Here is a 13,800-nt window from a genome sequence, read left to right as displayed (position 1 = left end):
CATGTTCATTATAGATAACGCATCAAGTTCAGAAGTAGATCTTTTTTCCTGTTAGTGATTTAGATTTTATTGTAAAAGCTTGGATATTATCGAACAATTCCCCCCATTGTCGCATTATAGAAGGTTATATAAAATTTGAACTAGGGTACCCATTTGTTTTATATAGATCTATTTATTAGCCGGTGGTCTGTCTCTTCAATCATTCGTAAACAGTTGTATTAGTAGTGATTAACCATTAAAAACAATCAGGGGGAACGTTATGAATACAGGAAAGCTTAAACCTATTTTTAAGGGCACTGTAATTGCCAGTTTGTTAGTTTCCGCAGGTATTCCATCAGGAGCTATCGCTGTAGAAAATTTTCAGAATAAACAGAAAAACGTAGAACAGATGTTGATGAACTTAACGGATCAGCAAAGGAAGGCATTGAAAGAGCTGGAGATCTCGCCTGGATTCACCATATCGCCGGAGATAAACCAAAACAGCTCTGAAATGGTAGACGTAATCGTCGAATTTAATCAGGCTCCTGCAAAAGTAGAGGTCGCAAAGCAAGCTGTCAAAGGGAAAAGAGTGTCTCTATCTTCTGCAAAAGAAAAAGCTGAAAGCGAGCACGATACGTTCAAAAAAGAGTGGAAAAAGGTCAAAAAATTAAATAGACCAGATGATGAAAAAATGGAGGAGGCCAAGATAACGAAAGAATTCCATGCAGCTTTCAATGGGGTAGCGATGACGTTGCCGGCCAGGGCAGTTCAAGAGCTTCTCAGTACGGGAGTCGTGAAGCGAGTGTGGAAGGATAATGAAGTTAAGCTTGATCTCCCACAAGAGGCAAAAGAAATGAATTCAGGGACTCCATCCAATGTCGATGACAGTCTTTCACAAATTGGTGCGGACAAGCTTCACCAAGAGAATATTACAGGTGAGGGGATTAAAGTTGGGGTTATTGATACAGGTATTGACTATAACCATCCGGATTTAAAAGTCTCTTATAAAGGCGGATACGATTTTGTCGATAATGATTCAGATCCCATGGAGGCGACTTATCAGGAGTGGAAGGATTCCGGGAGACCTGAATTCAATGGTTCCAGTTATTATACATACCATGGAACACACGTATCAGGGTCCATCGCAGCATCCAAGGAAAACAGCTCTCCAGCAGCCGTAAAGGGGGTAGCCCCTGATGTCGATCTTTATGCATACCGAGTATTAGGTCCGTATGGGAGTGGGTCAACCGCTGCTGTAATGGCAGGTATTGATAAGTCGGTAACAGATGGTATGGATGTTATCAACCTGTCTCTAGGGTCTAATATCAATGACCCTCTTAATCCGTCGTCTATAGCGGTTAACAATGCAATGCTCTCTGGCGTTGTTACGGTAGTTTCGGCAGGTAACACAGGCCCTAATGAAAAAACACTGGGATCTCCAGGATCGGCTGCATTAGGAATAACAGTTGGTGCCAGCGATGTGTCAGTAACGATCCCGACCATTACTGCCAATTCGGGAGGTCAAGAAATTAAGGATATGAAGCTATTAGCACAAAATTTCACAGATAACTTGGAAGACCTCCAGAATATGACCCTTCCAATTATTGAAGTGGGAATCGGTGCAAAAAGCGATTTTACTAACAAAGATGTAGTTGGTAAGGTAGCGTTCATTGAGCGCGGCCTCATTACTTTCGATGAAAAAGTTCAAAATGCAAAAGATGCAGGTGCTAAAGCCGCGATTATTTATAACAATGTGGATGGTGAAATAGAAGCTTTTATAGGCGAAGGGACTAATTATATACCTGCTTTCCGCATATCAAAGGCTGAAGGGGAACAACTGAAATCACAATCAGAAATTACCTTTGAGTCGTTAGGAAGCGTCAAGACAGGGGGAGATCACTTAGCGGAATTCAGTTCGAGAGGGCCAGCTCACGGGAATGATGACATTAAACCAGATGTCGTAGGACCAGGTGTGGCGATATCCTCAACTTTTCCTGAGTTTATCAATCATCCTGAAGAGGGAGAAAGTTATGATGCTGCATATGGCCGTCTAAGTGGAACATCAATGGCCTCTCCTCACGTAGCAGGTGCTGCAGCACTCATCATGCAAGCTCATCCCGAATACACACCTTTTGAAGTGAAGGAAGCTTTGATGAATACTGCTGATGAAATGAATGGTGACTATTCCGTTAATGAAGTTGGCGCAGGCCGGATTGATGTCCATGAGGCAGTCCATGCGGATACATTGGTGAAGGTTCTGGACAAAACGATGCATGAACAAGATGGCAGCCTTGTCGAAATTGATGAAGAAACGGGTTCCATTGCTTTCGGCACTCACTTTAAAGAGGAAGAAGGACATATTGAAGACAGCAGAAAAGTCGTAATTCAAAATCTAAATGAAAAAGATACGAAGGAATTTATCACAAATGTTGAATTTTTACCGGCTAAGGGACAGATTCAAGATGCCGGCAAGAATGGGGTAGAAGTAACGATGCCCGATACGATTTCTGTAGAAAAAGGAAAATCTGCAGAAATTGAGCCGGTTATTCGTGTTTCAGAAGTTGCGGAAATCGGACGTTATGAAGGATACATTCACCTTGTCAATTCGAAAAATGAAGAAGAGAACTACCAAATCCCTTTTGCCATCCGTGTGACAGATAAGGGATTTGAGAAGATGGAATTGACAAGACCGATGATTACGAATGATCCCATTAATATTCATCCGTATACGACGCCATATACCAATGCAATCATCAATTTATCAAGCCAATTAAAGACGATTGATATGTTGGTGAGAGATGGATCAGGAGAAGCAATTGGATTTATGGGAACCATTGATGCAAGCCATTTAATGACAGGTATTGATTATTGGGGAGAAAAAATTTTTACTGGACTGGTATACCCATTCACCAATGATCCTTCGCAGCCGATTTCTGATAAAAAGGTGAAATTGCCGGAAGGTATTTATACGTTTGAAATGATTGGGTATGATGAGCAGGGTAAAGCATATAGTAAGGACGACATTGTTATGATTGACAATACGCCTCCAAAAGTAGAATTATCCATGGAACCTGGCCTTTATGAAGTGAATGATTCAATGTATACGACAGAAGATGGGTATGATGGCCAAGCAATATGGCTACATGGCAATGTATACGATGATGCCGTCGACAAGCTCAAAGAGAAAGGTATCAATATTGATCAATCAATCCATGGTGTACTTTGGTGGGAATACAGCTTCTATAATCATTTATTTCTTAACCTGGATAGTGAAGGAAACTTTAGATTCCCTGCTATGAAGGAAAGAATTGACAGTATGACCTATTTAGATACCAACCTGTTTGCCTTCAATAATGCTACAGCATCCGAAGCGTATCCACAAGGTATTAAAAATTACAAGTTCATAAAAGAAGGAGCTGAATATGCCGTTCCTACTTATGACAAAGAAAAGCTTCTTATGGGTGACGAAATTACAATGACATTGAATTTAAACAATATTAAGCAATTCGCCTCCGGGGAATACAACGTACCTTTTTATAATAAATTACTTGAATTTCAAAATGTCAAAGTCAATGATACATTTAAACAATATGCCGATGAAAAAGGCGTTAAAGTAAATCTGGATGAGCCAACATTAACTACTGGGAACGTTAAAGTAGGGGCTTCGATCGACCAAAATGGCTTCCTCATTGATAAAGATCTGCCATTCTTAGATGTCACATTTAAAGTCATTAATGATGAATACTATGCTCCAGATGAAATAACATTTGAAACGAGTTCCTTTAAGTATAAGAAAACATCAGATTCCAGTCCTACAATGATTCGTGTAATTAAAGACAAGTCATTTACAATTCTAGCCGGTCACTCTGTTGTGAATGGAACTATTAATCCTGAAGCTTTCTATAAGGAAAATGGACAATTGGCTGCTTCGATCGACTACTCTAAACTTGGTGCAAAAGTATATGCAAAAGCAGCAGATGGGAAAACATATGAAGCGTCTGAGATTTTCGACAATGGTTACTTTACAATCGATAATCTTCCATTATCAGAAGAAGAGTATGAAATCTATGTAAAGGTACCAGGTCACCTCACGACCAAAGCCTCGGCGAAATTAGTGAAAAACGTCGATGGAGATCTCGCCGGGGTACGGATCTTAGTAGATACGGGCAAAGCTCTGGCTGGCGATGTGAATGGGGATAAGGTGGTTGATATACAAGATGCGATCGTCTCGGTTTTCTCATATGGAAAAGAAAATGTAGGGGTTAACAAGGGAGACATAAACCAAGACGGAAAAGTAGATGAATCAGATCTTCGATTTATAGAAAAAAACTTCCTTGAAAAAGGGCCTGATGCCAAAGATAATAAAAAGCCAAAAGAAAAACATGGCAAGGTGACGTTGGAAAAATTATTCCATTCAATCGGTCTTGAAACAAGAAATTAGTGAACTCAAAAAAGCCAGGGGGACATTCCTGGCTTTTTTTGAAAACCATTCTATAATTAATTAATTAATCAGAAAATACTTTTGTCGCCAGCTCAAGAGCTTTATTGGTTTCGTTTGTTTTCATGTAATAATGAAAGAGTTCCTTTTCGTATTGTTGGATCAACGATACATAACCACGCTTCTTAAAGTATGGTAGAGCGTTAGTGATTAGGTAGTTATAATATTCAGTATGTTGATTGTTTAGGAGAAGGTGAAGAAGTTTAAAGCTGAGTGAATATAAATATTCACTGAGCTCCCTTGCAATGGAAATCCCTTCAAAGACAAGGTTTTCTATTTCGGTATTCGCCAATAAATTACCTTTATGGCTGCTCCGGATGAATCCTTCCAGAGAGATTAAATAACAAGTTGATTTTTTTTCTTTTAAGGACATGGATTGTTCGTACAGTCGTTTTGCACATTCATATTTATTTCTATTATAGTATTCATAAGCTAAGTTATGAAGCACCCGTGCCTTCTTGTCAAAAGCATGACATATATCGCAAGTTTGAATTAAAGCATCGTATTGTTCGACTTTCTGTTGAAAATCACTGCATCCGTCACTTTCGCGCGTCATCAACATAATCATTTCTGCGTCGATCATTTTAAGCAAATTATTACTATTGATAAAATATCGCAACGACTTTTCTGCATAGTAATAAGCCATTACCTTTGAACCTGTGGCAAGGTAGGAGCTCGCTAACGTTAAATAGTACTCTTCATTATTGTAATCATCAACGTTAATTGTTCCTAAGGTAGAGAACGCTTTTAATACATCCTTTTTGGATAAGTAATACATGCCTGATAAATGCTTGAGTAAATTTCTTTCGTAGGGTGGCAAATGTTTATGTTTCTTTTTTATAGCTTTTATGATTTTATCGGCCTGTCTTAATTCAGAATGTAGTAGATGGTATCTTGCGTTCAGAAGTTCATAAAGAACTTGATAGTCACTGATCGTTATTAATGGTTCTTTCTCCAGTTCGTTTTTTATCGTTTCGATTTCTTCATCGCGTTGCCTGATCATCGCATCATGCCAGCAATGAAGAAGCCTCTTGATATTTTTGTACCGCATTAACTCCTCTTCAATATCAATTCCGAGCCGTTTAGAAAACAAAGAGGTGATCTCTGAAGAATAATCCGTTTTCCCCTGTTCGATTTTACTAACATGCGTATTTGAACAAATCCCATATCCAAGCTGTTCTTGTGTTAGTTTGGCTTTCTGACGATAAAATTTTATGATTTTTCCCTTATCCATGTCACATCCACTCCATAATTGAAAGAATAGTAATGAATAAATACATTCCATCTAAGGTATCAACAAAGCCTGTTTAGTCCTCTCTAATTGTTACCTTTCTATCATTTTCCTTTGATTATAATTGAATTTGATGGGATAATGTTTTTGAAAAATTCTATCAAATTAACATCAATCAAGGGAGTTTGTTCATGGCAACAGCTCAATTCGTTTTATGAAAAGGAACAGGTGAATCAAATGAATGCTGCTCTCTATCAAGAAATTCAGAAGTATATGCAAATGAAAAATTGGAATAAAACAGAACTTTCCAAGGAATCCGGTATTCATATAAGCGAGATCAGCCGCCTCTTTAATCACAGGCAGCCTCTTTCTTTGCAAAACCTGGATGCTATAACAAACGCACTCGGCTTATCTGATGGTACTCTCTATCAGTACTATTTAGAGGAATGCTTAAATAAAGGTAACCATGCGGACAAACGCAGAAGTATACAGTTCTTGTATAAGTGTGCAGCGGAAGGGTATGTCAACCTTTACAGTGACTTAATAAATCTGATGCTGGAGGAACAGTCTAAAACGGTCAGAAAGAAAAATCTATTATATATATTTAATGTTGCAGAAGATCTTTTTCAGGAAGGAATAGGCGAAAAGGCACTCCCGCTCTATGAGGTGATTATTGAAAGTGAGTCGGATCGCTTTTCAGAAAAAGTTGCAGTAAGTTATTTCAGGAGATTCTATATTGTAAGAGGGACCGACAAAGGACAGCATGCCTTGTCTTTTGTGTTAGATCAATTAGCTTATATGCCGAATGAGATCAGGTTGGAGGCCTATATGTGGATTATGGCAGATTATTATCGGCGTGAGGAATGGAGGCTAGTGCTGAATTACGCAGAGAAATTAAAGAAACTGGCACCCGAAGGCGACTATTATGGACGAGCCTTAATGTATAAGGGACTTGCTCTTTCAAGGATAGGGAATTCCCTTGAAGAAGTATTGAATATAATAGATGAATACTCCATAATAAGCGAGTATTATACGGAAATTGCAGCAGGTAATCGCTATGCAGCCCTGTTGGATTTTGGTAAGTTGGAATATGTAGATGAGTATCTCTCCTGGCTGGAAAAAAGGGAAGATATATATGTGGGACTGCCTAGGATATTTGAGACATACGTTCGATTAGATCGTTTAAATGATGCCAATACACTCATAGAAAGGTTCCAACATGTAATCGACGATATGGCCGAAAGCAAGGAACCATGGCTGAAAGAAAAAATGAATTTAGACTTTCGCTATGCGCACGCCTTGTTCCAATGTAAAAGCAGTCAATTCGAAGAAGGTTTGGATGAACTTATAGAAGTAGCGGACTTATCAAATAGGATTGGGAATATGGAAAGGTTCAAAAAATGTTTGTTAGCCTTTTGGAATTATAGAGTTTATGCGACACCCCAACTTGATAAAAAATATACTAATCTGTTACAAACAGGAAAAATGGAATAATTAATTTGAGGAAAAGAGCTGCAAAATGCTCTTTTTCTTTTTTTGATTTGATTGAATTTTCAAAAAATGATATCCCGTCAAGTCCAAATATAATCGAAATGAGCTTTAGTAAAAGAAGAAGGGAAGAGATGAATGAAGATCAAATTGACAAAAAGTTTAACAACTTTAACGTTAGGCACGGGGTTATTGCTTAATCCTGTTGCCCAGACTCCTCTTGATCAGGTCGCCGCCGCATCAACAGCCTCACCCATTGACCAGGTACTGGCAAAATTGACTCCCGGGCAGCGGCAAGCATTAAATCAATTAAAAGTGAACAATTTAGAAGGACTGCAACTATCCCCAGAAACGAATCTCGAAAGTAAAGAAGAAATATCTGTCATTGTAGAATTTAAGGACAAGCCCGCTGAGACAGCGGTGGTAGAGGCTGCTGCTAATGGTAAGAAGCTGTCACTTGACGAGGCTAAACAAAAAGCTGAAGCAGCACATAAAACATTCAAATCAGATCTGCAAAAGATTTATAAAAATGAAACAAAAAAGAAAAAAGAAGTTTATAAAGTAAAAAGGTCGTATAAAAATGCCTTTAATGGTGTTGCGATTGAACTGCCTGCCAACAAAGTAAAGGCTTTATTGGAATCCAACCAAGTAAAAGCGGTATGGTCAAATGATGAGGTACATGTAGAGCCTCCTGTACAACAAGGTGAATCCTCTAACGAAAATAATGAAACAGGAATGCGTACATTTCCAGGAGTGGAGAAATTACATGCTGAAGGACTAACCGGCGAAGGGATAAAGGTAGGGGTGCTGGATACAGGCGTTGATTATAAACATCCTGATTTAAAGGATGCCTATAAGGGCGGCTATGACTTTGTGGACAATGACAATGATCCGATGGAAACGACGTATGAAGACTGGAAGAACTCAGGATACGGAGAAAGGAATCCCCTCACAGGTGCATACTATTATACTCATCATGGGTCACACGTTTCGGGGATCATTGCCGGTACAGGGGACAACAGTGTCGATCATGCAGTAACGGGGGTAGCGCCAGATGCAGATTTATATGTCTATCGTGTCTTGGGCCCCTATGGTTCCGGATATACAGAAGATGTATTGGCAGGGATTGATCAAGCTGTAGCGGATGATCTGGATGTCATCAATCTTTCACTTGGAGCAAGCTACAACAACCCAATGTATGCAACAAGTATTGCAGTAAATAATGCCGTACTTGCCGGCGTGACAGCTGTCGTATCAGCCGGAAACAGCGGCAGTGGCTTGTATACACTTGGTTCTCCGGGAACTGCCCCATTAGCTATAACGGTTGGTGCCAGTGACACATCCGAAAATGTTGTTACGGCGAAAGGAACACTGCATGCAGACACCACGCTTCCTGCAGATTTGAAATTACTTGGAAAAGGGTATGAAGATAACTTGGAGGAGCTAAGGGGACAAAGTATTCCAGTTATCGATGTTTCCCTCGGATATGAATCCCATTATAATAATAAAAATGTGGAAGGGAAAATCGTTTTAATTCAACGTGGCATTACAAGTTTCGTTGATAAAATTACAATAGCTTATAAAAAAGGTGCAAAAGCTGTTTTGCTCTATAATAATATTCCGGAAGAAGGCTTCATCCCTACCTATTTAGGGGAAGGCTATCAATTTGTCCCGACATTCAATCTATCTTACGAACAAGGAAATGAGCTGAAAAAGAAAGTCTCTGCCGGAGAAGCAACATTCTCTTTTAATGAAATGGGACAAGAAACGACCGAAGGAAACAAATTGGCAGACTTCAGCTCCCGTGGTCCCGCACGTACAACATATGACATTAAACCGGAAGTAACAGCTCCTGGTGTCTCTGTATTCTCAACAATCCCATCCTATATGCATGGAGAAGATCAAATAGGGAAGTATGAATACGCCTACGACCGATTATCCGGAACATCAATGGCAAGTCCAAATGCCGCGGGTGTGGCAGCGTTATTAATACAATCAAATCCAGAATTATCACCATCGGAAGTTAAGCAAATTTTAATGAATACGGCAGATCCGTTAAATGGAGATTACAGTGTGTACGAAGTAGGTTCCGGTGTTGTCGATCCATATGAAGCTGTCCATTCAAACACAAGAATTGAAGTGCTGGGCAAAACGTTGCATCCAGTTGATGGAAAAGAAAAAAGCATAGACAATAACACGGGAGCTATCAGCTTCGGTACATTTGCCCCAAATGGCAAACATCTAACAGAGGATCGTTCCCTTGTCCTATACAACAACAGTAAAGAATCCAAAACATTTGATGTAACGGTACAGTTCCAAAAGGATCGCAGAAGCTCAAAGGATGCTTCGGAAAACGGAGTGAACCTTACAACCAATTCAACAATAAAAGTTAACGGAAATGCCAAGAAGAAAACGAGTGTATTCATGACGATTCCAAAAACAGCAGAGCTGGGCACATATGAAGGATATATCGTGTATACCAATAGAAACAATCCGGATGAATCCTACCAGGTTCCTTTTGCCATTCAAACGGTGGAAGAAGGAATCAATTATTACAACCTTAGCCATGAAGCAATGACCTTTCCTTACAATTATTTTGATGTAAGTATGACTCGATTTATTGACGCAACATTCAATTTAAAATCACATATGAAAACACTTGACCTATTCCTAGTAGATGGAAAAACAAACAAGGAAATCGGGTTTATTGGATCAGTTGATGGATTTGCTTCGAGCTTAACTAATGGTGATTTGACTTTAAAAAATGCCTTTGATGGGATCTACTACCCACTGACAGGAAGTCCAGACAAACCACTTGCTCATCATCCGGAACGTGCTGAGCCTGGTTTTTATAAAGTAAAGGTCGTTGCCACAAACGATGAAGGAAAGACTTTCTCGGAAACGGATACACTATCCATTGACTATAATGCACCAAAGCTTTCTCTAAAACCTGAGTCGGGTGTATATGAATATAAGCCAGAAGAAACAACAGTCAAGATTACAGGTTCAATCTTCGATAAAGAAATTGGGGAAATGAAAGAAGCAGGGGTTGATGTTACTCAAGGAGATAATAAGGTTGTCTATCGCGATTATCTTAATTTCCGAAATAGAGGAGAACTGCCGGTAAATGAAGATGGAACGTTTTCCGTTGACATTCCAATGGACGAAACAAGACCAATGCATCTTGATTTTACCGGGATCGATCCTGCCACTAACAGAACATATGTAGAAAGCAGTGACATTTACTTCATCAGAGAAGGTGAGCCTTATGCACTCGTGCAGCCAGACAGACGGGCAGCATTTATGGGTGAAACTTTGGATGTCGCTCTCTCCTTAAATAATGTGGAGAATGTTAAAGAAGCAGTTTACACATTCAACTATAATAATTATTATGTTGATATTGCAGAGGTTAAACCAGCATCAGGCATGAGTGATAAAATTTCAGTGAAGGTTGAAAATGATAATTCTTCCCCTTATTCTTCACAGTTAGAGGTTACCGCAACCTTGAAGGAAGGACAGCAGCCTTTGTCTGGAGATCTGCCTTTAGTCAACGTGACGTATAAGGTAAAAGATGAGTGGTATGGGGGAACACTTTCACCAAGTAGTCTGAGGACTTCCATTACCGATGCTGAAGGAAACACTCAAGACATGTTGTTTAATGCAGCACCTCATTTTCGTATGAAGCCCGAAGCAAGGGTTGAAGGTACCATTAAAACGGAGGCATTCATGAACCCATATAATGGTGATCCTGCGACGAATATTGACTATTCAACACTCAGTGCAGAAGCAAAAATGACTGGTGTGGATGGAACAGTTTATGAAGGAACTATAGAGAATGGACCAGGGTTTGACTTCAATTTACCTTTAACAGTAATTGATGAACAACTCAATCTGGAATTGAATGTACCAGGTCATTTCACATTCCATAAAACTTTTAAAATGGGTTCTTATGGATATAAAGATATCTTGTTCACAACACTTGAAGCCGGTGATGTAAATAAAGACGATGTTATTGATGTGATGGATGCTGTTTACATTCAAGAGAAGTGGGGGACATCCGATCGTAATGCAGATATTAATTTCGACGGTACCGTTGATGCTGCAGACATTGGATATGTGAAAGAGAATTACCTCATGAAAAATCCAACGGCAGAGAATGCTCCGAAAGCGAAACAGAACTACAAAGGCAAATCATTGGAGAGGATTCTGGAAGAGCTTGGAGTCCAATAAGTTCACAGAACATTGAGCAATATTATAAGAGTCCGTTAGAGTGTTTAAGGTTTAATTCCTTAAACACTCTATTTTTAATGAATGTCCCTTTCCTCTAACACTCATCTAAGAAACAAAGGATCTCTTTTTTAGCACTGTGCCAATTAGAATCATTGTCTTGTTTCAGGCCGAGATTGTTCCCCGCATTTTTCGTAAGATGAGCCATGTAATCACGCTAATTACAATTAAGACACTTTCAAGCGTTAAGATATACCACGGATACGGTCCCAGTACATCAAATAGACTTGGGCTTTTTGGTTTGTGGCGTAAAAACCAATAATTTCCGTCTGCCTGCTTATTCACGAACAAGATGATCGGCATTAGGAGGTTAATAAAGACAATAAGTTTTGTAAACGACCTGAATGTTGGGTGATACCCTTTTACTAACGTAAAATACAACGTTACCCATACGGCGAACAAATGCGAATAGAAAAAGTGAAGAAATCGAAAGTGAGGGAAATCATATGTCAATGCGGGAGTAATGATTGCTTGTGTCGCACCTAAAACAGCAATAAAAAATAATAATTCAAAGAATATTTTTTTTCTGGTCAATAGTAAACAGATACATAAAATGACAGCGATATTACACAACTCCAAAGGCATGGAACGGCCGAATTTCCATACTCCATGTACATACATCCATACATGATTCATGATCTCCATTATAATCAAGGAATAAGCTGTTCCTTTTTCAATTTTTCTCCATTTACTTTCATTCACATTTTTTCGGTAAAGAAAAAGGATGACTGCAATAAATATAAAGATGGCTAATATAATAACGTGACTTACAGAAAACAAGCTAAAATGGAAAGATTGATGACTGTGGCCAAACCAATCCATGATTTCCCACCCCTAGTTTAAATATAGAGCAAACATATGGTGTGCATTTGGGATGGTTTTTATACGGCTATTATGCTTTTTAAACTAAAATATTGAAGTTGAGATTAAGGTAAAAGCAAATAAAAAAAGTGGAAATGAGGATTATCCATCATCATTTCTGATGCAAATACAGTTTCTATTAAATAACAAAAGGATCCATTGTGTCGATTCTAGTGATCGGCACTTTATATTTAGAAATGATGTAAAGAGGTAAGAAAAATCGAGTGAATGATAATATCACTCACTCGATTCTTTTTTCTGATTCTTTTTTCTACGATATAGATCCAGCGTCTTATATCCTTCAGACAAGATTTCAATCATCTGATGGGTTCTTTTGTCACGTGTGGATTGCTGTTTAGCCGAAAAGATTTGCCTTGCCCAGTCTTTTTGATAACCAGGCGTCAGGTTTTGATAGAATTTCAACTCTGCCGGATGGTCTTTTAGTAATGCTTCCACGTCCTTTACATTTCCCTCATAATCTGCAACACATTGACTCGAAGCAGGTGTCTTCGCTACTTTTTTCTTTTCACGTTTCATGCCGATAACCGTAAAGACATCGTCCATACTCACCATACGTGAAAACTTGATATCGCTGTCCCCGATATAACCATCTTTCCCAACATTTATTGCCGGAAACAATTCATCACGGTGAATATAGGTATCAAATCGAGTATTCCCTTTTTTCGGATATGCGAAAAAAAGATAACCTTTTGGAAGCAGGACTTTTTCGTTCTGAAGGATCTTGTTTAAATGTTCATCCATCTCCTCAATCGTTTTAACAAATATAAAGATAGCTTCGTGATTCTCAGAAAGAGATGTCGGCATACCTGTAAAGATAGAATAATCATCGGGCTGATGAAGGACTGCCATATTTTGATATTTGGTTAATCTTAATTTGTCAATGATAGTGGTCAAATGTAATTCCTCCAAAAATTAGAGTAGAGTGAAAGTGAATTCAGTTAAAATGAATAGAGTTCTATTTTTGTGGATCTATTCGGGCGATTACTAGTGGGAACCTTCTTAGCTGATTAAAGCGGAAATCAACCACTGCTCTCCTGGATGATAAGCAGTAAGGTTTACGAGAACAGCGAGACACTACAAGTACCATTCTTGCCCTTATTCCTATTCCTAATTATAGAATATAATTGTTTCTTGTAAAGAATTGGGAGGATTCTTCATCGACCTTACCGACAAATTTGGGGGATTGAGATAGTTATATATGACTGGTTATTTCGTCTCGTGTCGGAATTATTCGTATGTGAATATAGACTTCTTTCATTTCAATCATACATTATATTGGGCATTAATACCTCTAAATTTAGGAGTTCTTCCCCTTGTAAACCCCAATACCCCAAGTTACTGAGTTGTGTAATAATATAAACAGAAATCAGAATCTTAACGAAATTCTGATTAGAATAGAACTTCTTTTACTTCCATCAGAAATTACACACAACAC

General features: G+C 38.7%; 6 protein-coding genes. 3 read left to right on the top strand and 3 right to left on the bottom strand.

Going from position 1 to position 13,800, the window contains the following annotated elements; translation table 11 throughout:
* Positions 1-259: 259 nt before the first annotated feature.
* Positions 260-4,420, top strand: coding sequence for a S8 family serine peptidase (locus AAEM60_RS19755; protein ID WP_341356939.1), 4,161 nt, complete (start codon positions 260-262; stop codon positions 4,418-4,420).
* 64 nt (positions 4,421-4,484) lie between these two features.
* Here the strand turns inward: AAEM60_RS19755 and AAEM60_RS19750 are convergent, their stop codons facing one another.
* Positions 4,485-5,711: a helix-turn-helix transcriptional regulator gene (locus AAEM60_RS19750; RefSeq protein ID WP_341356938.1), complete on the bottom strand. Its 1,227-nt coding sequence runs from the start codon at positions 5,709-5,711 to the stop codon at positions 4,485-4,487.
* Positions 5,712-5,855: 144 nt separating this feature from the next.
* Between AAEM60_RS19750 and AAEM60_RS19745 the strand changes: the two genes are divergently transcribed.
* Both AAEM60_RS19745 and AAEM60_RS19740 read left to right on the top strand, forming a co-directional pair.
* Positions 5,856-7,202, top strand: a complete 1,347-nt coding sequence (locus tag AAEM60_RS19745; RefSeq protein ID WP_341356937.1) for a helix-turn-helix transcriptional regulator — start codon at positions 5,856-5,858, stop codon at positions 7,200-7,202.
* 132 nt (positions 7,203-7,334) lie between these two features.
* Positions 7,335-11,426: a S8 family serine peptidase gene (locus AAEM60_RS19740; protein ID WP_341356936.1), complete on the top strand. Its 4,092-nt coding sequence runs from the start codon at positions 7,335-7,337 to the stop codon at positions 11,424-11,426.
* Positions 11,427-11,588: 162 nt separating this feature from the next.
* Here AAEM60_RS19740 and AAEM60_RS19735 read toward each other — a convergent pair whose 3' ends face one another.
* The gene (locus tag AAEM60_RS19735) at positions 11,589-12,305 is read right to left on the bottom strand and encodes a TIGR02206 family membrane protein (RefSeq protein ID WP_341356935.1); all 717 of its coding nucleotides are present in this window, start codon (positions 12,303-12,305) and stop codon (positions 11,589-11,591) included.
* Between the two features lie 276 nt (positions 12,306-12,581).
* Positions 12,582-13,214, bottom strand: a complete 633-nt coding sequence (locus tag AAEM60_RS19730) for a YdeI/OmpD-associated family protein (RefSeq protein ID WP_341358028.1) — start codon at positions 13,212-13,214, stop codon at positions 12,582-12,584.
* Positions 13,215-13,800 lie beyond the last annotated feature (586 nt).

This window comes from Rossellomorea sp. y25 (genome assembly GCF_038049935.1).
Classification (GTDB): domain Bacteria; phylum Bacillota; class Bacilli; order Bacillales; family Bacillaceae_B; genus Rossellomorea.
Note: the sequence above shows the minus strand (reverse complement) of the source record. Positions and strands in the feature narration are given on the sequence as shown.